Genomic DNA, 22,420 nt, shown 5'->3' on the forward strand with positions numbered 1-22,420 from the left:
GTGTGAATAACACTACATTAATATTATGAAATATATCGTTATCCTTATGGGACTATTTAGCTTTTTTAATACGCAGGCTCAAATTGAGCGTGTAGAACCGCCGTTTTGGTGGGAAGGTATGCAATATGCTGAGGTGCAAATATTGCTCTATGGCAAAAATATAGCGCAATATCGCGTGGAAAGCGACTTGCCTATCACTAATGTGCTGAAAACGGAAAACCCTAACTATCTATTCGTTACCATAGATACCAAAGGTAAAAAAGCAGGTAACTACTCGCTTTCTCTCTTGCAAAAGAACAAAAAAGTAGGTAGTGTAGCTTACGAACTAAAGCATAGACGCGAGGGGTCTGCTCTTAGAAAAGGCTTTGATAGCTCGGATATGATTTACTTGCTGATGTCTGACCGTTTTGCTAATGGTAATCCCAACAACAATTCGCATTCGGCTCTTACTGACAAGCTCAATAGAAAAGCTTCTGACGGTAGACACGGAGGGGATATACAAGGCATTATCAATCATCTGGATTATATACAGACCTTAGGGGCTACCGCTATATGGAGTACCCCCTTGTGCGAGGATAACGAACCGCAGCATTCGTATCATACATATGCCCAAACTGATGTCTATAAAATAGACCCTCGCTATGGTACGAATGAGGAATATATACAGCTGTCTAAGGCTCTGCACAAGCGGGGTATGAAGCTCATCAAAGACTATGTGACTAACCACTGGGGGAGTCAGCATTGGATGGTGAAAGACTTGCCTTGCTATGATTGGTTGCATCAGTTCCCAGGGTACGGACAGAGTACTTTTAGGATGAGTACCCAGATGGATAGCAATGCTTCAGAATGGGATAAAAAGTATTGTGAGAAGGGGTGGTTTGCTCCCTCAATGCCTGACCTTAATCAGGCGAATCCGTTGGTGCTTAACTACCTGACGCAGAATGCTATCTGGTGGATAGAGTACGCTGACCTTGATGGACTACGCGTAGATACGTATTCATACAACGACAAAGAGGGCATCGCTAAATGGACGAAAGCGATTATGGATGAGTATCCGCACTTTAATATTATGGGTGAGGTATGGCTCAACCAAAGCGCTCAGGTGTCGTATTGGCAAAAGGACAGTCCGATAAGTGCCATACAGAGCTATAATACTTATCTGCCTACAGTGATGGATTTTCCGCTTTTTAATGCGATAGGTGAGGCGTTTCGCGCTGCTCCGTCGTGGGATAAGGGTATGATACAGCTGTATGACAATTTGGCGAATGATTTTCTGTATAAAGATATTAATAACTTGCTTATCTTTGCTGAAAACCACGATACAGCACGTCTTAATCACGTATATACAAAGATAGCTGACTATAAGCTCATTATCAGTATGTTGGCTACAGCACGCGGTATTCCTCAATTGTACTACGGCAGCGAGATAGGTATGGCAGGCGACAAGAGCAAAGGTGATGGCCATATACGGCAGGATTTTCCTGGTGGTTGGGAAGGCGATGAGCAAAACGCTTTCACTGCTGCTGGGCGTACGGCTATCCAAAATGAGTATTACGATTTCACCGCTAAGCTTTTTAACTGGCGTAAGGATAAGGCTGTGATTCACTATGGTAAAACTAAGCAATATTTGCCTGAAAATGAAGTATATGTCTATTTTCGCTACAACGATACCGAGTCGGTAATGGTTGTGCTTAACAATAGCGAAAAGCCGCAAACGCTTCAGCTGAACCGTTTTGCTGAGAGTTTGGCGGGATTTTTGAGGGGTACAGATGTGGTATCGGGGAAAGAGATTGTTTTAGGTGATACTTTGGAAATAGGAGGGAAGAGAAGTTTAATTATAGTGAAGAATGGTAAATGATAAATACATAAAGATTTTTTGTTTTATTTATATAATGACTAGCTTTCCTTTGTTGGCACAAGAAGAGAAACCTATCAATACTGCATTTCCTTTTTTGTTGCTCAGTACAGATGCCGTTTCTTCGGGCAGAGGAGGTATAGGAGTATGCACACCTCCTGATGTATTTTCACAGCAATGGAATGCCTCTAAATATGTATTTGCCTCAGCACCTTCAGCAATAGGACTTAGTTATTCGCCCTACTTGAGTAATGTAATAAAAGATGTTTTCTTAGGAAATATAACTTTTTATAAACGTACTAACAGAAGTGCGTGGGCGGGAAGTTTTACTTACTTTACTATTGGCGATGTAGCCCTTACTGAGGATATAAGTGAGGGGGCTTATCAGTTGGGTAACGTACGTCCTTCAGAATTTTCGATAGATTTTTCTTATAGTCTAAAGTTAGATGAGAGATTTTCTATGGGGGTTGTTAGTAAATATTTACAATCATCCTTATATCTTCCTTCTGATGATAAATTAATTGCACGAGGTTTTGCTTTTGACATATCGGGTTACTATATTTCTAATAAGCATTATTTAGTTAATAGTTTGGGAGAGTATATATTAGGATTCCAGCTTTCTAATATAGGTAGTAAAATAAAATACACTGATTTAAGTAAGGCGTATTTCATACCTACAAATTTAAAGATAGGAGGTAGCTATAATTTTTCTTTTAATGAGATAGATACTTTTTCGTTATTCACAGAAATAAATAAACTATTAGTACCATCAGTTTCTAATAATGTTGATTTTTTAGAAGGTATGATACAATCATTTACAGATGCTCCTAAAGGTTTTTCAGAAGAACTTCACGAAATTGATTGGGCGTTAGCGGGTGAATATAGCTATAAAAAAGATTTTTTTCTACGAACAGGTTATCATCACCAGCATAAGAACAAAGGGGCTAATCAGTTTATCAGCATAGGTGTAGGTGTAAAATATCAATCTTGGAAGATTGATTTTGGATATATTTTTTCAACTGTTTATACTCATAATTCAGCAAATTCGGGGTTAAAAATATCTCTACAATACCAAAATAAATAAAACATTTTTTTCTTTCTGAAGAATAGGATTATTCAAAATGATTTTGTAACTTTGCCTCGTATTTAATCCTTAATTATTGTTCCTATGTTTAGATTGTTATTTTTATGCAGTACATTATGTATTTATGCTCAGAAAGAATATTGTTTTCAATATGATAATGCGGGCAACCAAAAAGAGGTATTGTTATGCTATGGAGGAAATGCTAAAAAAGCATTTTTTGAGGACTCTTCTGATATCAGTAAAGAAACTTCTAATTCTCTTAGAATTACATTAGGAGTAGCTCCTAATCCTGCGAGAGACAATGTTGCAGTGTATTGGCATCACAGTGGGAATGCTGTGCTTAGAGAACTTGTCTTACTTTCAATAGAAGGAAAAACAATGTATAGTATTAAGAATGTAGTTATCAATAAGCCTTTTCATATTGACATATCAGGATTGTCGGCTGGGTATTATTTTTTAGTAGCTACATTTTCAGATGGCAGCAAGAAAGTGTTTAAGGTAATAAAATTATAAACACAAATCAAAAATGAAACGCTATTTATTATTTATATTAGTTCTTTATACATTAAAAGGAGAGGCACAGAAGACTTATCCTTTAGAAGCTATAAAGCGGACTTCACTCTATGAAGAACCGCTTGATATGCCCACTTATACAGCACTTCCCATTAGTAGTGCTATTAGTGCACGAAGTAATGGAGCTACTACTGTAGGGCAGACAATGGGAAACCTAAGTGTGTCGGAGACTGGAGCAGCTGTGTATACAATACCTATTGCTGTACCTCGAGGAATTAGAGAGGTTGCCCCTACTTTGGCACTAACCTATAACAGCCAAAGTGGTAATGGCATTGCAGGGTATGGTTGGCACTTAGCGGGGCTATCAGTAATAAGCCGTGTGGGGAGTACAAAATACCACAATGGTAAAATCAGCGAAGTGAATTTTACTAATACAGACCAGTTTGCTTTAGATGGACAGCGTTTGCTACTGAAAGAAGGAATACACGGTGAGAATGGTGCAATATATGAAACTGAGATTTTTTCGCAAGTACGTATTAGGGCAGTAGGTAAAAGTAAAAACGCTGCTTTTGGTCCTGACTACTTTGAAGTGCTTTATCCTAATGGGGCTAAAGCTTATTATGGAAGAAATTTGAAAGGGAATAGAGCACAAAATCTATTGGAATATGCACTTTCTCATTGGGAAGACGCGCAAGGAGTAAGTATAGAATATTTTTATACTACAGAAAATAACCGTTTGTATATTGATAGAGTTGAATACGGAGGAAAAGAGAAAGTGCTTCACACCATTAACTTTAAATATAAAGCTCGTAATCGTATAGAAAGTGCTTGTGTGGGAGGGAGTCGTTTTATAAATTATAGGTTACTATCAGAGATTAGAGTAACTAATAATAATGCTGATTATAGAAAATATATTCTTACTTATAACACTAACGCACTAAATTATAATCGATTAGTAGCTGTAGAAGAAATGGTAGGAGGAGAAAAGTATACACCTATTGAATTTAGATATTGGGATACTGCAAAAGGATTTAAAAATAATAATTTTAAGTCGGAAGTGCCCTTAGTAGGCGTTGACAATCAAAATTCGGCTGTAGTACCCTTAGACCTTGATGGAGATAATCATACAGATTTTGTAATGTATCCAACCATAGGAAAAGATGCTTATAAGAAAATATATCTTTTTGATGTTTTCAGGAAAAGTCCTTATCAACTTACAGGAGGTCTTCCTTTAGGATATACTTTTAAAGATATTTTTCCTGCAAAACTTGTTTTGAGTACGGGAAAATTATTTGATGGACAAGGTATTGTAACTACCCATCAAGAAAGTGATAAAGTTGTTTTTAACAGCTATGTAAAATCATCTATGACAGCTTTATCTTATCAGAACACAAAGGAATGGAAACTTCCTACTTATGAAGATAGAGGAAGAAATTATTGTAATCTTTTAATAGAAGAATGGAAAAAGCAGGGAGGGCCTCCTCATATTGTTGCAGAAAAGAAAAATATTTCATACAATGATTTGAAATTTTTATCAGGTGACTTTAATGGAGATGGACTCACTGATATTATAGCTATAGAATATCCTATTGAAAGAGAGACTTGCTTTATACAAATGCCTTCTTTCGATCAAATTCCGTTTGAACCCACTTGTGAAAGGTGTGAGTATACTAGAGATGATAGAAGAAGGGTATATTGGATTGATTTAGACAAACGAAATGAGAGTGAACATTCAGAAGGAATAGGTAATATGCAAGAAAGCATATCTTGGAATGATTTAGTTATGGCAATGGATGTTAATGGAGATGGTAAAACAGATATTATTCATATTACCGAAGGGGCTCTTTTTGTATATGAGATGGATAATTATCAGCATTTGCACTTGTTGTATCGGCATAATAGCAACTATATAAAATTAGGTATTTTTCATCCTATGGTAGGAGATTTTAATGGTGATGGCAAGATAGATTTCTTATTACCTACTGCTAATGAAAGTAAGGAGTTTGGTGTACTTACTAATACTGGAAAAGGATTTGATTATGAATTAAAAAGGTTTAGTTTTGCATTTACATCCAAAACGATTGAAGAAGTAGAACAAGTGGAAGATGGGGTAGATCATTACACAGGTGATCCTATTTATTATGACAATTATTATTATAGAAACTATTTTTTAATTCCTATAGATGTTAATAATGATGGCAAGACAGATATAGTGCAGTATGAGTCTACAAGATTTAATCTACCAAACACTAAATCAGACCAAATTCGCAATATAAAAGTATTTAATAACCAATCAGAAGGTACAGAACTTTCGTTTGTAGAGGGAGCTTCTAAAAGACTTATCAGTGGATTTCCGGCACATATTATTTTTTCAGCACCTGATGAGCGCAATAGAGTAATGGATATATCTTTTTTTTCGGGTAACTTGATAGAAACAGCTTACTTGCAAGAGAATAATAAAGAAGAACTTTTGCTTAGAGAAGTTTATAATGGAGGAGTACAAGAAAAAATATCGTATAAACCAATGGCTTCTGATACAGATATAGAAAAAGAGCCCATTTATAAAGCAGAAATCTATAGCGAAAACTATCCATACGTAGCTGTTGTAAATATGCAATCAGTACGATTAGTTTCTAAGTTAGAACGTGAAGGGGTTAGTATTCCTAAAACAGAACGTTATTTTGCTTATTATAATGCCATTACAAATACAGAAGGCTTAGGATTCTTAGGGTTTACAAAAATAGGAAGTACAAACTGGAATGAACCTTATAAATATAATAATCAAATCTATACACAAAAAGTAATGAATCCTCACTTAAGAGGAGCCTTAATAGAGGATTTTTCATTAAATTATATTGTTTCTACATCATCATATATACCTACAGATTATTTTCAAAAAAACTCCTACCAATACACTCATACCCTCAGTTCTAACAAAGTCTTTAAACTACAGCTTACTCAACAAACCACTGAAGACAGGCTTTTAGGACTAACTACTACTAATAATTTTACTTATGATGCCGAAGGTAACCTTACCGAACAACGCACCCAAACGGATGGTTATAGCCAAAGTACGCGTGTGAGCTATTTGCCAAAGAGTGAAAGTCCGTATTTTGTAGGCTTACCTCAAAAGAAAGAAACGACTACCACCTTAGCAGGTGATAGTTTTAGCACCGCTGAAACTTTTGCTTATGAGAAAGGCTTGCTCACTACTCATAAGACCCAAGGCAATGGTACGGGTTGGCGCACTACTTCTTATGGTTATGACGAGTACGGCAACGTAACTGAACAAACTGCCACCGCTGAAGATGGGCAACAACGCACCGAACGTTACACCTATGACCCAAGCCACCGTTTTGTAACGGCTCATACCGATCACGAAGGACAGGTAACCAAGTTTAGTTATAATAACAAAGGTCTGCTGGAAAGCGAAACGACTCCATTGGGACAAAGTACTCTTTATGCCTATGACCTTTTGGGCAGACCTACCCAAACCACAAATTTCTTAGGCAAGAAAACCACGATGCGCTATAGCTTTGACGGAGGTATTTTTAAAACCATTACCGAAAACGAAGAAGGCGCTTACAGTGCAGAGAGCTATAATACTTTAGGCTGGTTGTTAGAAAAAGAAAGTAACGATGCTTTTAACAACCACTATGCGGTTAGCTACGAGTACGACGGTATAGGGCAACAAGTAGCTGTAAGTGCTCCTCACCCCACAGGAGGTGCTTCTCAAAAGGCGAAGAGGACAGAATACGATGTATATGGACGACCTACCACTATCACCAGTCCCGAAGGTAAAATAACCCGCTTTACTTATGACAAGCTCAAAACCACTGCCGATGATGGACAGCAACAAGTGATAAGCACCCGCGATGCGCAAGGTAACATCGTAGAACACCAAGATATGGGTGGTACTGTGCGCTATACCTACTTTGCCAACGGTAGCTTAAAAACAGCTGACTATGGAGGTGCCATACAAAAGATAACCCAAGACGGATGGGGACGCAAAACAAGCCTCACCGACCCCTCAGCAGGACGATATACCTATCAATACGACACGTGGGGAAACCTCACCGAAGAGACTACTCCTAAGGGTAAGACCACCTTTAATTATGCGCAAGGCACCGACCGCCTCACCGAAAAACATATCACGGGCGATTATACCGATATGCGCATACGCTATACCTATAACGCCGACAAACTGCTTACCCAAATAGACAACCAAAACAAAGACGGCAATAACGACAGTTACCGCTATGAGTATAACGGACTCAAACAATTGGTTCAAACTACCGAAACCAACCCCCAAGCGGTATTTACTAAAAACTATACTTATGATGCCTTTGGACGTGTGCAACAAGAGACTACTACCGCCCAAACGGCAGGCAAACGTGTGAGTAGTGCCGTGCAATACCACTATGAAAATGGTGATTTGATAGAAATGAAAACACCAAGCGGAGCAACCCTCTGGAAACTGAGCGCAAGCAACGAATACGGACAGCCATTGAGCCTTCACAAAGGCAAAACCAAAGAACTTTTAGACTACAACTCCCATTTTCCTAAAACACAAACTGTACAACGGGAAGATACTCCGCTGAACGTATTGCAATACGATTTTAATACGCAAAGAGGACTGCTGAATCATCGTACTTATAGTTTTTATAACCAAAAAGAAGAATTTGCGTATGACCCTACTGACCGCCTCACCCGCTGGGGCAATGCCACTCACCAATACGATGAACGCGGAAGGATCACTGAGAATAGTGCGATGGGTACCTATGAATACACACGTAATGGATACCAACAACAAAAGCTCACTACCAATGAAGCAGGCGAGACATATTTAGAAAAATACCCTTTGCCCACTGTAAGGTATAACGCTTTCAAAGCTCCTGAGCAGATATACGTAAAAGATAAAGAGCGGATAAGCTATGAATATAACGCCTTTGGCGAGCGTTCACATTGCTATTACGGTAATGCCGAAGTAGAAAAAGCTAAACGCCCACTGCTAAAACACTACAGCCACAATGGTAGTGTAGAGATAGTATGTAACAAGACCAATAACAGTACCAAGTTTGTGTTTTACTTAGGAGGTGATGCGTATAGTGCCCCTGCGATACTCATTTCGGATGGTGAAGCGCAAAAACTCTATTACCTACACCGCGACTATCTGGGAAGCATTGTAATGCTCACTGATGAAGACGGCAATATCGCTGAAAGACGCCATTTTGACCCTTGGGGACAACCCATAAAAGTAGAAGATGGAGCGGGAAAAGTGTTACAAGGTTTAACTTTATTAGATAGAGGCTATACAGGGCACGAACACCTACAAACCGTAGGACTTATCCATATGAACGGACGGTTATACGACCCAGCCTTACACCGTTTCTTACAACCCGATAACTACGTACAAGACCCTTTTAACACCCAGAACTTTAATAGGTATGGATATTGTTTGAATAACCCACTGGTGTATGTGGATGAGAATGGGGAGTTTATTATAACAGTTCTTATAGTAGGGGCTATAATAGGTGCTTATATAGGAGGTTCTCAAGCCAATGGTACCTATAACCCTTTTAAATGGGACTTTAACAATGTTGATACTTGGATAGGAATGGTAGGAGGAGCTGTAGTAGGAGGCGTCTCGGGGGGCGTAGCGGCTTATGCAGGAGGGTTAGCTGCGGCAGGATTAGCAGCCTATGGAATTACCGGAGGAGTTATAGGAGGTGCTGTAGTAGGAGCCACAAGTGGACTTGTGGGAGGAGCAATAAGTGGTGGTTTTATGTCGTTATTACCCGGAGGGAATGGGAAGTTTTGGGAAAGTGCTGGTTGGGGAGCTTTGTCTGGTTTTGTAGGAGGAGCTATATTAGGAGGAGCTACAGGAGCTCTTACCACCCCTAAAGGACATAATATTTGGACAGGACGAGAAATACAACAACCTGTTCAAACCTTAGAAGGAGCTCCTATAAATATTAACCTTGAAGCTAATGATTTAGATGGTTTAAGTTTACAAGATGCTAAACTTCAAATAAAGCAAGCTATTTCTGATAATGGAGGACCAATAAAATATAGAGCCGAATACATAAAAAAAGTTACAGGGCTTGATGTGAATCATAATTGGAATAGAGAAACTATTGAAATAGTTGCAGATCACGGAAAAATATTTAATTCTGTAGGAGGAGATGGTAGTAAACAAATATTAATACAAATGTTAGGAAAAAAATATGGTGTAGATGGTGTTTATGAAATAATAATTAGAGATGGTGTTGTTACTCATCAACGTTTTATACCTGGAGGTGTTATTAATGGAATGTATAATCAAAGTGGAAAGGGAGTTAGTGCTCCCCCAACTTGGTGGAAATAAAAATAATTAATAAAGAATTTATTATGATTTTATTTGACAAAGGTTTTATGCTAAACGACTGGAGAACTGTATATGTAGGATTAAAAAAACATTGGCTTACTCCCAAAGAAATATTATCTTATTGTGAATATGGCTATATACTATGTAGTGAGGAAATGTTTAGTGGAATGTATATGTCGTCTGAACTCTCAGATGAAAATCTTTTAAACTTAACAAGAAAGATATATCCTGACCCGATTTGGGAAAAAATTGATGATGATCTTTATGAAAGACAAATAGAAGTAAGTAAGAATTACTATTTATTTTGGGCTGTGGAAAAATTATTAGAAATAGTAGCTTTAGGTAAAGATAAAACATCTAAATTATATGAAGTAGATATGATACATTCAGAGTTTGACTGGCCTATCGAATGGCATAATTTCATATATTATATGCCACCTAAAAAGGGAGAAAAGATGGGAATAGATGTTTTGTATGATGACTTAATAGAATATATAGATAATTCTACAAAACGATTAATAGAGAGTAAGACTATAGAGCTGAAAAAGGTATAATAGCTGAAAGACTCTTTGACCCTTGGGGACAACCCATAAAAGTAGAAGATGGAGCGGGAAAAGTGTTACAAGGTTTAACTTTATTAGATAGAGGCTATACAGGGCACGAACACCTACAAACCGTAGGACTTATCCATATGAACGGACGGTTATACGACCCAGCCTTACACAGTTTCTTACAACCCGATAACTACGTACAAGACCCTTTTAACACCCAAAACTTTAATAGATATGGCTATTGCTTGAATAACCCACTGGTATATGTAGATGAGAATGGAGAATTTATTATAACAGCTATCATAGTAGGTGCTATAGTAGGCGCTGTAGTAGGTGCTTATATAGGAGGTTCTCAAGCCAATGGTACATACAATCCTTTTAGGTGGGATTATAGTAGCAAAAATACTTGGCTTGGTATAGGTGGAGGAGCTCTGATAGGCGGAGTCTCAGGAGCAGCTGTACTTATGTAGGAGGATTAGCGGCAACAGGATTAGCTACTTATGGAATTACTGGTGGAATAGTAGGAGGAGCAGCTGTAGGAGCAGCTAGTGGATTCGTAGGAGGAGCAATAAGTGGTGGTTTTATGTCGTTATTACCCGGAGGGAATGGGAAGTTTTGGAGTAGTGCTGGTTGGGGAGCTTTGTCTGGTTTTGTAGGAGGAGCTACAGGAGTTCTTACCACCCCTAAAGGACATAATATTTGGACAGGACGAGAAATACAACCTGTTCAAACCTTAGAAGGAGCTCCCATAAATATTCATTTAGATGCTGAGAATAATATAACAGGAAATTTAGAATTAAATACTCCAACAACAAATTCGGTTTTAGATCTTTAACAGCCTAAACTAATCCCTATTGAAACACCTGATGGAGGAATTAGACTTCTAAGAATGGGGAATACAGATATTAATAGTTTACAAGGAGAGGTTAGAAACAACTTTAAGAGGTTTATAAGTAAGATACCTGCAAATTCTAAAACAAATGCTACTTGGAGAGTTTTAGATGATGGAAATTATTTATTTCAAACTATATCCCCAGGTAAAGTTCCTGGTTCTACAGCTCTATATGAAAAAATAGTGAGTCCACAAGGAGAAACATTAAGAATGATAAAAACAACATTTTCACCACAAGGAGATATTATTCACGTAAAATCAAAATTATGATGACAGATAGGAAACAGTTACTTTTAGACTTAATTCTTTTAAGAGGTAAAACCCAAGATATAAAAAAAGAACTTTCTAAATATTCTTGGGATAGTGTGTCTCCTATTGTTAAAATAGATACACAATCTATGATTTTTGTTTTAACAAAATATATCAAAGGGGAGATATCAACTGATGAATTAGAAGAGTGGGCTAATCTGGTAGAATGTAGAGATGATATAGAAATTCCTTCGCTGATACAAGAATTTATTTTTGAGTTAGCTAATCCTGAAATAAATGGAGATATAACTAAGAAAAAAGTAAATGATTATGTAAAAGCTTTAGAATGTGAGAATATTTAAAAAAATTATGAACATAACAACTATTTTTGAAGGATACGAAAAGTACGATTATATCTTTTACCTAAATAATACATATCAAGTACGGGTGCCAAATAATGAAAGAAAAGAAGAAATGTAAAGAATGATAAAATTTATTTTCTCTTGAATATACAACGCCTTTGGCAAACGTTCACACTGTTATTACGGTAATGCTGAATTAGAAAAAGCCAAAAACTCTATTACCTACACCGCGACTATCTCGGAAGCATTATAATGCTCACCGATGAGGACGGCAATATAGCCGAGCGCAGACACTTTGACCCTTGGGGGCAACCCATAAAAATAGCAGACGGCTCAGGCAATACCTTAGACAAACTCACCCTATTAGACCGAGGCTTTACAGGACACGAACACCTATAAACGGTAGGCTTGGCACATATGAACGGACGGTTGTACGACCCTGCGCTACACCGTTTCTTACAACCCGATAACTTTGTACAAGACCCTTTTAACACCCAAAACTTTAATAGATATGGCTATTGCTTGAATAACCCATTACTCTATACTGACCCTAATGGGGAGTTTTTCTGGGCAGCAGTTATTATTGGTGCTATTATAGGTGCTTCAAGTTATGCGGTAAGTGCTGCTATTAACGACTCTTGGTCTTGGGGAAGTTTTGGACTGTCAGTTTTAGGAGGTGCTGTAGGAGGTGCTATTATGGGAGCTTTAGGATCAACAGCTGTGCTGACGGCTGAATCTATTGCTAATGGTATAGCTACAGGAGCAGCCTCTTCAATGTTACCAAGTGTCAATTTTCCTATAGGAGATTGGAATATAAGCCTATCTTTAGCTGTAGCTTTTGGCAACGCTTCGGGTATAGGAGCAAATTTTGCAGTAGGCTATAACGATGGTAATTGGGGCTTTTCAGCTGGAGTAGGAATAATGGCATATAATAATTATTATGGGTTTGGCAAAAATGCGATAGAAGTACGCAATTCTATAATGGCCTCTTGGGATGATGGTACTACTGGAGTTAGTTTAGGTACTAATGCTTGGTCAGGTGATTTTTTACAAAGAACAGGGATGATAGGATTTAGAAGTGGCGATTTTAAGATAATGTATGAGAATGATGGAGGGGCAGGAATTAAACATTTAGGATTAGGGGATAGAAACGATAGTTATAGAACAGCTGCCTTAAATATTGGAATAGGAGATTTTACTGCTGGATTTAATCTTTTTACTGGTAGAAGAAATAGGGAAGACCAACAAAAAGAAATCAAAATCACCACTTCCAATAAGAAAGGTGAGAATCCTGTAATAAATTATGTAGATAGGTTTGGAACTAAATATAAACGAGGTTATGTCAATGAAGTAGGTGAAAAATATCGTTTAGGAGCTTTGACTCTTGGATATGGAGGTTTCCGAATAGGAGCTAATAGCGAAAAAGTAAGACACGCTATTCAAGATGTGGTTATTCACGGTTTAATAAAAGATTGTGGTTTTATGAATACCTCTTGGCAATGGGGGGGCTTCTATCAGTACAGAACTTATAATCCTTTTACATCATGGTAAGAAGAAAATCCTACATATTGATCTTACTTTCTATTTGTTTTATAGCTTGCTGTTATAAAGGTCCTTATACCTCTTACGGTTCAATAAGACAAAAAATTAGATCTTTTTCTAAAATTACTGAGAATTATGAACTAATTGATACAACAGCTTTGTATAAATTAGATGCTATTCAAGAGTACACTCATTATAACCTAACTGAAAAGAGGGTGTCATTTTATGAAAAAGATGATGCACACTATTATCCTTATACTCAGTATTTAAAATTTTATTCTAATGGAAAATTAGCTGTTTTTTTTATTCCCAAACGAGACACTTTATTTCTTAAACGTGAAATGTTTAATCCTGAGAAAGCTATAATGGGCTATTATTACATTAAAGGAAATGATATTAAAATAAAAACAGCAGGGATAATCAATTGTTATCTATATGTTTTTAAAGAAAAAGGAAGAATAAAAAATGATACTATTACCTTAATGTTAGATAGTTCTATCGAAGAAATATATAAGAAGAAAACTATTCCAAAAGAACTTTTAGAAGGTTGGGAACCTGATTGGTAAACTCTTAGTGTAATACAAAACTTATAACTCCTTTACATTATGGTAAGAAAAGTTTTCTATATATTATTTTTCGTCTCAGTATTGGCAAATACTTTTTCTTGCCAAATGATAAATAGAAGTAGATATAAAAATTGTAATGATATAATTATTACTGAAAATATTTTTTCACTAATAGATACTACTCAAATTTATAATATAGAGGATTTAACTTTAAAAAATAGGAATCATCCTTTCTTTTGTAGATTTTCTTGTGATGGAAAAATTATCTTTCTATTTTCAGAAAACAGAAAAGAATATAAACATATTTCTAAACTATCTTATCGAGGCTTTTTCTATGTAAAAAATAAGCATTTATTTATGAAAATATATTTTAGACACCCACAAGGAGGGATAAGAACAAAGAAAATCCTTACAGCTGTGCGTGATGGAATTCTCTATTTTAGATATGAAGATGAATGCGAAAAGAGTATAAGGTTAACTCCTATCAATGCAAAATACAATCAACAATAGTTTTTATACAAAATTGGAAACCTTTTTATCAGTATAGAACTTATAATCCTTTTACATCATGGTAAGAAAAGTTTTCTATATATTATTTTTCGTCTCAGTATTGGCAAATACTTTTTCTTGCCAAATGATGAATAGAAGTAGATATAAAAATTGTAATGATATAATCATTACGGAAAATATTTTTTCACTAATAGATACTACTCAAATTTATAATATTGAGCATTTAAATACTGGTTATAATAGTGGTTTTTGTAAATTTTCTTCTACAGGAAAAATTCAATTTCTTTTCTTAGATAATGAAAATAGGTATAAAAATACTCCTAAAAAGTATGAAAGAGGAAGTTATTATATAGGAAATAGATTTTTAATCTTGAAAACGTTTGTAAAATACCCACAAGGAGGAATAAGAACGAAGAAAATCCTTACAGCTGTGTGTGATGGAGTTCTCTATTTTAGGTATGAAGATGAGTGCGAAAAGAGTATAAGGTTAACTCCTATCAATGCAAAATATAATCAACAATAGTTTTTCACCAAAATAGGAAGCCTTTTTATAAGTACAGAACTATCTATATCATCTACTATCTACTGCGATTATCTTAGAAAGCTTATTGATGTGACAGAGTGCAGATGCTTTTATAAAATAATCGGCTTACTGAGAGTTTGGCGGGATTTTTGAGGGGTACAGATGTGATATCGGGGAAAGAGATTGTTTTAGGAGATACTTTGGAAATAGGAGGAAAGATTAGTTTTATTATAGTGATGGATAAAAAAGAATGAAATAAGAATTATGAGGAATATTATTACAATAGGATTATTGATAGGGTGTGTGTTGTTTGGGAAAGCACAGAATGTGGCGGATAAATGGCTGAAAGCGGTGTCGGCACAGCAGGGGATTGCTATTGAGTGGCAAGAACGCCCTACTTCGTTTGCGAAAAAAGGAATTAAAAGTTTTGTAGGTTACTATAAAGGGGATTTTGTGGCTTCTCTTTCAGTAGGGAAATCTGTTTCGGGGAATTTTAATTATCAAGGAACTTCATACGAAATTTCTGATAGTAAAGGACAGTTAGTATTTTATAAAAATGAACAAGGTGTCTGCGGCAATCAGGATAAAGAACCTCATAAACATAGCGCTTTTGCAAGACCGGTTTTAGCTGCTGAAGAAGCGCAACCAAAAATTGCTAATACACAAGTGCTAAGGGTATACCGATTGGCAATGCACATTCCTTATAGTACATTCAGTAGATACTATTTTGATAGTAAGATAGAAAAAGTAAAAACTTTTTGGGCGGATACTGAAGCTTTTCTTAACGAAATGTATCTGCGCGATTTAGGGGTACGCTTTGAGGTGGTGAATGACGAACGCCTTATTATCAAAGATGCAACAAAAGAGACCTTTGCTAGCAGTCGCAATGCTAGTTACGTTAAGGATAATTCTACAATCGTTATTAATAGTCTTATAGGAGAAAATAGCTATGATGTGGGTATCTCTCTCGTATATACCTCTTCTCAGCAAAGTGGTATCAGAGGATTGGCACATATTGAAGGAGTTTATCAACCTAATACCAAAGCTGATGCCGTAGCTGTACTTACTAAAGAAGTTATAGCTCACGAAATAGGACACCTATTTGGCGGTAGGCACACTTTTAGCAGTCATAAAGGCTCGGCTGCTTACGATAGCGAAAAAACAGAACTCGGTAGCGGTACTTCGGTGATGAGCTATGGTAGTCCTCGTGATTTTTTCTCGCTATCGAGCATAGAGCGCATACGCAAACGATTGACACAAGTACCTGCGAAAGCCCAAGATAAGACTTTTGCTACCCAAGCTCCGCGTATAGACCGCAGCAAGCTTAAAAATCATTATACGATTCCGAAAGGTACTTTCTTTCAGTTTTATATTCCCGCTACTGACCCTGATAGCAGCGTCTTGCTATATGCTGTAAATCAGCACGATGTACGCAATGGTGACGAAACCCCTATAACGCAGTACGCTATTTATAAACCTACTACCGCTAACCCTGTTACTATTAAAACAGAGTATCACGAAAATTCTGGAAATGTAGTGGCTAATAGCGGTTTAGCTCATCAGACAACGGGTACTTTTACTTTTTGGTTGGGGGTAAGTGATGCACAACCTCAGCAGGCTGCCGATTATATAGTGCAATATGATTTGGCAGAAACAAAGGTTACTGTAAAAGAGGGGACTCCTTTTGAAATTACCACTACCCCTAAAAACAAATACAAAGGTGGTGAGAAAATATCGCTGCAATGGAAGGTTGATGCCGCTATTTTTGCAGGCACAAAGGTGCGTGTGCTGCTGTCAGATGATTTAGGGAAAACGTTTAAGCATATTGTTTTGGCTGAAACGGCTAATGATGGTGCTGAAGAGGTTACTTTGCCTAATATCAATACATCAAAGGCAGTGCTGAAAGTAGAGGTAATAGAGGGGGTGGCGTTTGCGCTTACAGATTATCATCCGCAAACGGGAGGTTTTACTATTGAAAAAGACAACAATCTTGTTTCTGAGCCTTTGGCATTTGTAGCTACTACTTTGCCTCAAGACCTTAATCTTAGTTGTGCTAAGGAAGTGCCTACAGCTGTAATGCCTACCACAACAGGGGGCTGTGCGAGTGTGAGTTATCGTATGGAAGAGAAGAAAACCGCTGTGCTGTGCGATAATCGTTTTACCTTATTGCGTATCTTTACCGCGACTGATGGTTGTACCACGCTAACGCATACTCAAACCATAAAAGTAGCTGACAATATACCGCCTACTTTCGTAGGAACTCTTCCGCAAGATATTACTATAGAAGAGGGTAATGTTACCCCTACACAAGTAGTACTTACCGCTACAGATAACTGTGGAAGTGCTTCAGTAAGTACCACACAGCAGACGGTAAAACAGAATGGTAAAGTAAGCAAATTGTTGTATATATGGAAGGCAAAAGATGCTTGTGGCAATCAGGCAGTTTATACTCAGACTATTGTCTTCACACCTAAAGCAGCAACACCTCCTTTGGCATTTGTAGCTGCTACTTTGCCTCAAGACCTTAACCTTAGTTGTGCTAAGGAAGTACCTACAGCAGTAATGCCTACCACAACAGGGGGCTGTGCGAGTGTGAGTTATCGTATGGAAGAGAAGAAAACCGCTGTGTTGTGCGATAATCGTTTTACCTTATTGCGTATCTTTACCGCGACTGATGGTTGTACCACGCTAACGCATACTCAAACCATAAAAGTAGCTGACAATATACCGCCTACTTTCGTAGGAACTCTTCCGCAAGATATTACTATAGAAGAGGGTAATGTTACCCCTACACAAGTAGTACTTACCGCTACAGATAACTGTGGAAGTGCTTCAGTAAGTACCACACAGCAGACGGTAAAACAGAATGGTAAAGTAAGCAAATTGTTGTATATATGGAAGGCAAAAGATGCTTGTGGCAATCAGGCAGTTTATACTCAGACTATTGTCTTCACACCTAAAGCAGCAACACCTCCTTTGGCATTTGTAGCTGCTACTTTGCCTCAAGACCTTAACCTTAGTTGTGCTAAGGAAGTACCTACAGCAGTAATGCCTACCACAACAGGGGGCTGTGCGATTGTTAGCTATCGTATGGAAGAGAAGAAAACTGCAGTATTGTGCGATAATCGTTTTACTTTATTGCGCATCTTTACCGCAACTGATGGTTGCACTACGCTAACGCATACTCAAACCATAAAAGTAGCTGACAACATACCGCCTACTTTTGTAGGAACTCTGCCGCAGGATATTACTATAGAAGAGGGTAACGTTACTCCTACACAAGTAGTACTTACCGCTGCAGATAATTGTGGAAGTGCTTCAGTAAGTACCACACAGCAGACGGTGAAACAGAGTGGTAAGATAAGCAAATTGTTGTATATATGGAAGGCAAAAGATGCTTGTGGTAATCAGGCAGTTTATACTCAGACTATTGCCTTCACCCCTAAAGCGGCAACTCCTCTTTTGGCATTTGTAGCTGCTACTTTGCCTCAAGACCTTAATCTTAGTTGTGTTAAGGAAGTGCCTACAGCGGTAATGCCTACCACTACGGGTGGCTGTGCGAGTGTAAGTTATCGTATGGAAGAGAAGAAAACTGCTGTATTGTGTGATAATCGTTTTACCTTATTGCGCATCTTTACCGCAACTGATGGTTGCACTACGCTAACGCATACTCAAACCATAAAGGTAGCTGACAACATACCGCCTACTTTTGTAGGAACTCTGCCGCAGGATATTACTATAGAAGAGGGAGAGCCTATTCCTCTACAAAAAAGTATTTCGGCAGAAGATACTTGTGCTGGTGCGCCAACGGTTAAACGTTCAATGAGAGAAGAACTCAACGAAGAAGGTAAACGCGTTAAAATCATCTACCAATGGGTAGCTCGTGATGTATGTGGTAATGAGGCGGTACACACTCAGACCATTTCAATTACTCCTAAAAAAGTAGTACCTCCTGCACCTAATGATACTGCTGAAGTGGTTATTTATAATGGAGTATCTACTGACGATGCTAATAATTACTTCCGTATAGCGAATACAGACCCTAATAGTCCTATCTCGGTGATTATTTTTGATGAAATGGGACTTAAAGTGTATGAAAGCGACCATTATCAGGAAAGGGGAGAGGTATTTAGAGGCTATCCGAATGTAAAAAGCGTAATAGGTAGTAATAAAGCCTTAGCTGGTACTTATTTCTATATAGTTAAATACTACAAAAATGGCAAACAAGAGTCCGCAAAAGGATTTTTGTACGTCAGGTAGTTTTACTCTAAAGACCTGAGAATTATTAAATAAAATAATATTATTAACAAAAATTATAATAATTAGCTTGCTAATTGATTTTTAGTTCGTACCTTTGCACCGTCAAACTAATATCAGTAATGAAAGCAATATTATATTATTGTTGCGCATTGGTTATAGGTTTGCAAGCCGCCAATGCGCAACAAAAAACTCAAGAACTCTTCAATTATTTTTCACAGCCTCAACCTATTAGCTGGGTAGTTTCTCTTCCTAACGCACCGTCGTTACCTATCAAATGGCAAGAGCGAAAAGTTACTTCTCAACCTCGGGAGTTCCGTAGTTTTGTAGGCTATTATCAAGACCATTTCGTAGGAGTAATAACCCTTAGCAAGGAGTATGCTACTGGCGAAATCTTCTATCAAGGCAATTCGTATCTGTTAGAGACTTCAGAAAAAGGAGTAGTTAGCATAAAGAAAGACCAATCTTCAAAAGCTTGTGGCGTACAAAATTCTTCTGAAAAACAAAGTCTTACAAGCAGACAATACTTTGAAGGCAATGAAGATAAGAATGACCCACCCATTGAGAAACCAGAAATATACAATTCGCTTTACCCTGATGCTCTTATTCACACCGATGGGGTATTTAGGCACTACCGATTGGCACTTCCAGTAGATTACAGCATTTACAATTCGACATTTTTTTATAAAGATGTAAATAGAGTTAAGGCATTTTGGTATGCTACCATTGCCTTTGTGAATGAATTATACCGCAATGATGTAGGGGTAGATTTTACATTGGTAAATGATGAAGCACTTATTTTTACTGCTGAAAAAGATCAGCTATTTCGCAGAGGTAGTCGGGCTAATGATGTGGTAAATGATGGTACGATTACCCTTAACAAACATTATGACCCTAAAAAGTATGATTTGGCAGTTATTCTGACTGATTATAGGGAGAAATATAATGGTATGGCAGCTGTTTATTCGGCTTATGAACAACATAATAAGGCAAATGCTACGGCACGCCCTATAAAACCATCTACCATTGCTCACGAGATAGGACATATGTTTGGGGCAGACCATACTTTTTCTAACGGAGGGCAGTATTCGAGCAAAACAGAAATAGATGCGGGGCAATCTATTATGAGTTATGGACACGAGTACCCTCGTGATTTCTTCTCATTGATAAGTTTGGAAACTATACGCAGATTTTTAGGAAACTCAATGGCCTATTATGCTGATGAGGCACGCACCCAAGAGGCAGGAAAACGTGTGGAAGGTACGGGCTCTAACCTTGTGTATGGGGTGAAGAGTAATAACCAGCCTCCTGTACTTGACCGCTCGCACTTAAAGAAAGAATATGTAATTCCGAAAGATACCTACTTTCAGTTTTACCTAATAGGTACGGATGCTGAAAATGATACCATTACCTATATGGCGCACCAAGCAGATAGGCGTTTTCACTCTACTAAATCAAACGCCCGCTTTATGACTTACAAAGGGAAAACCAATGGTAATATTCGCTTTGAGACTACTTGGTTTGAGAAAGAACGCAATACTTTTGTACCTATAGCTGCTACTTCGCCATTAAACTATACTCCTGGTACTTTTACTTTTTGGTTGGCTGCTGCTGACCATAACAGAGCTGACCGCAACCACGTGGTGAAATATGATGTGGAGGAAGTAAAAGTGAAAATAGCTGAAGGAAAACCTTTTCAAATACAAGATTTTGACAATGGTACTTGGGAGCGAAACCGCACTTACAAAGGAGGGCAAATGCTCACCCTACATTGGCAAGTAGATGAAAATATTTTTGGCAAAAATAGTAAAGTGAGGATATTGCTATCGGACGACTCGGGAAAGACTTATAAATACATATTGAAAGAGACCGCTGATAATAATGGAACGTGCGATGTGATACTCCCCAACATCAATATAGGTACTACTCACGGACATTTTGGTAAACAAAGAGGGCAAGGTGTTATCAAAATAGAAGTGATAGATGGTTTGGCTTTTGCTCTTTCGTGCACTAAACCTTATCACCTAGGCGGCTTTATGATTGATAAGAACAAAAATGCCCCTACGCCGCTTGCCTTAGTAGCAAGTAGTCTACCTGCTCAACACATTACAGTAGCTTGTGCTAATGTAATACCTACTGCAGCCAAGATAGAGACGCAAGGCGGCTGCGGTAGAGTTACTCAGGCTATTGCACAAGAAGAAACTAATAAGAAATGTGATAACTACTATACCCTAAAACGTACTTACTCTTTTAGTGATGAATGTAATACAACCGTAAGTTTTGAACAATTTATCACAGTGAAAGATGATAAAGCTCCTGCTTTTGTAGGGCTTTTGCCTAGTGATGTGAGTATAGAAGAAGGAGCTGCTCTGCCTGAAGCTAAAGTGCTTACCGCTAAAGATAACTGTGCAGGAGAATTGCAAGTAACGCCTTTGGTAAGTAAAGAAAATAATAAGGTGGTATATTTGTGGAAAGCAACAGATAGTTGTGGTAATAGTACAATGCATACACAAACTATTTCTATAAATCCAAAGCCACAAATAAGTACTCCAACGGTGACGACTCCTACTGTTAGTACTCCGACAGTGACGACCCCTACTGTTAGTACTCCGACAGTGACAACACCAACGGTTAGTACTCCGACGGTAAATAGTCCAACACAAGGGATTATTATCTATAACGGAGTTTCGACAACAGACCCTGCTAACTACTTTAGAATAGAAAATACAGATACTGACCAACCAATTTCAGTAGTTATTTTTGATGAAATGGGACTAAAAGTCTATGAGAATAATAATTATGGAAAGACTGAAGTGTTTAGAGGTATGGCTAATGTCGGCACGATAATAGGTGGGCGAAAAGCCTTGGCAGGTACGTATTTCTATATCATTACGTATTATAAAAACGGACAATTAGAAAGCAGAAAAGGATACTTATATGTCAGATAATAATTGACAATTAAATATTTAGCAAAATGAAAATATTACGACTATTAATATGGTTTTTATTTATAGGAACCATAAACGCACAACAAAACGCAGCGGCTGTAATACGCTTATTTCAGCAAAATAACGCTGTAGAATGGCATTTACCCGTAAAAGGGAAAAGCATACCCCTTATGTGGTATGAGCGCTATAACTCTCTTGCTC

The 22,420-nt window shown here is 37.5% G+C and carries 16 protein-coding genes; all 16 read left to right on the forward strand.

The window, feature by feature from the left end:
- Window positions 1–25: 25 nt before the first annotated feature.
- Entirely contained in the window at window positions 26–1,858 is a 1,833-nt protein-coding gene (locus FOC45_RS02215; RefSeq protein WP_009388878.1) for a glycoside hydrolase family 13 protein, read from the forward strand.
- A 34-nt stretch (window positions 1,859–1,892) separates the two neighbouring features.
- Window positions 1,893–2,939 carry a type IX secretion system outer membrane channel protein PorV gene (gene porV / locus FOC45_RS02220; RefSeq protein WP_231121884.1) on the forward strand — a complete coding sequence of 349 codons (1,047 nt, stop codon included), beginning with the start codon at window positions 1,893–1,895 and terminating at the stop codon, window positions 2,937–2,939.
- A gap of 84 nt (window positions 2,940–3,023) precedes the next feature.
- The gene (locus tag FOC45_RS02225; RefSeq protein WP_009388880.1) at window positions 3,024–3,452 is read left to right on the forward strand and encodes a T9SS type A sorting domain-containing protein; all 429 of its coding nucleotides are present in this window, start codon (window positions 3,024–3,026) and stop codon (window positions 3,450–3,452) included.
- Between the two features lie 13 nt (window positions 3,453–3,465).
- The gene (locus FOC45_RS02230) at window positions 3,466–9,819 is read left to right on the forward strand and encodes an RHS repeat-associated core domain-containing protein (protein WP_009388881.1); all 6,354 of its coding nucleotides are present in this window, start codon (window positions 3,466–3,468) and stop codon (window positions 9,817–9,819) included.
- A 23-nt stretch (window positions 9,820–9,842) separates the two neighbouring features.
- Window positions 9,843–10,373: a DUF2247 family protein gene (locus FOC45_RS02235; protein ID WP_034540938.1), complete on the forward strand. Its 531-nt coding sequence runs from the start codon at window positions 9,843–9,845 to the stop codon at window positions 10,371–10,373.
- Between the two features lie 62 nt (window positions 10,374–10,435).
- Window positions 10,436–10,840, forward strand: a complete 405-nt coding sequence (locus tag FOC45_RS12060) for an RHS repeat-associated core domain-containing protein (RefSeq protein ID WP_231121885.1) — start codon at window positions 10,436–10,438, stop codon at window positions 10,838–10,840.
- Complete coding sequence (locus FOC45_RS12065; protein ID WP_155846583.1) at window positions 10,777–11,205, forward strand: hypothetical protein; 429 nt, start codon at window positions 10,777–10,779, stop codon at window positions 11,203–11,205. Before FOC45_RS12060 ends, FOC45_RS12065 begins: the two co-directional genes overlap by 64 nt.
- A 54-nt stretch (window positions 11,206–11,259) precedes the next feature.
- A complete protein-coding gene (locus tag FOC45_RS02250; RefSeq protein ID WP_009388885.1) occupies window positions 11,260–11,532 on the forward strand; it encodes a hypothetical protein in 273 nt (90 codons plus the stop codon).
- Window positions 11,529–11,873, forward strand: coding sequence for a hypothetical protein (locus FOC45_RS02255; protein ID WP_009388886.1), 345 nt, complete (start codon window positions 11,529–11,531; stop codon window positions 11,871–11,873). Before FOC45_RS02250 ends, FOC45_RS02255 begins: the two co-directional genes overlap by 4 nt.
- 252 nt (window positions 11,874–12,125) lie before the next feature.
- The gene (locus FOC45_RS12070; protein WP_009388887.1) at window positions 12,126–12,272 is read left to right on the forward strand and encodes a hypothetical protein; all 147 of its coding nucleotides are present in this window, start codon (window positions 12,126–12,128) and stop codon (window positions 12,270–12,272) included.
- 18 nt (window positions 12,273–12,290) lie between these two features.
- Window positions 12,291–13,424: a polymorphic toxin type 23 domain-containing protein gene (locus tag FOC45_RS02265; RefSeq protein WP_231121890.1), complete on the forward strand. Its 1,134-nt coding sequence runs from the start codon at window positions 12,291–12,293 to the stop codon at window positions 13,422–13,424.
- Entirely contained in the window at window positions 13,418–13,981 is a 564-nt protein-coding gene (locus FOC45_RS02270) for a hypothetical protein (RefSeq protein ID WP_009388543.1), read from the forward strand. Before FOC45_RS02265 ends, FOC45_RS02270 begins: the two co-directional genes overlap by 7 nt.
- Window positions 13,982–14,020: 39 nt before the next feature.
- Window positions 14,021–14,491, forward strand: a complete 471-nt coding sequence (locus FOC45_RS02275) for a hypothetical protein (protein WP_155846584.1) — start codon at window positions 14,021–14,023, stop codon at window positions 14,489–14,491.
- A 124-nt stretch (window positions 14,492–14,615) separates the two neighbouring features.
- Window positions 14,616–15,014, forward strand: a complete 399-nt coding sequence (locus tag FOC45_RS02280; protein WP_155846585.1) for a hypothetical protein — start codon at window positions 14,616–14,618, stop codon at window positions 15,012–15,014.
- Between the two features lie 264 nt (window positions 15,015–15,278).
- Window positions 15,279–19,274 carry a reprolysin-like metallopeptidase gene (locus FOC45_RS02285; protein ID WP_231121892.1) on the forward strand — a complete coding sequence of 1,332 codons (3,996 nt, stop codon included), beginning with the start codon at window positions 15,279–15,281 and terminating at the stop codon, window positions 19,272–19,274.
- Window positions 19,275–19,393: 119 nt separating this feature from the next.
- Window positions 19,394–22,219 (forward strand): reprolysin-like metallopeptidase, encoded by a 2,826-nt coding sequence (locus FOC45_RS02295; protein WP_009392095.1) that lies wholly within the window; start codon window positions 19,394–19,396, stop codon window positions 22,217–22,219.
- Window positions 22,220–22,420 lie beyond the last annotated feature (201 nt).

The sequence above is a fragment of the Capnocytophaga sp. FDAARGOS_737 genome (assembly GCF_009730375.1).
In the GTDB taxonomy this organism is placed as follows: Bacteria; Bacteroidota; Bacteroidia; order Flavobacteriales; family Flavobacteriaceae; genus Capnocytophaga; species Capnocytophaga leadbetteri.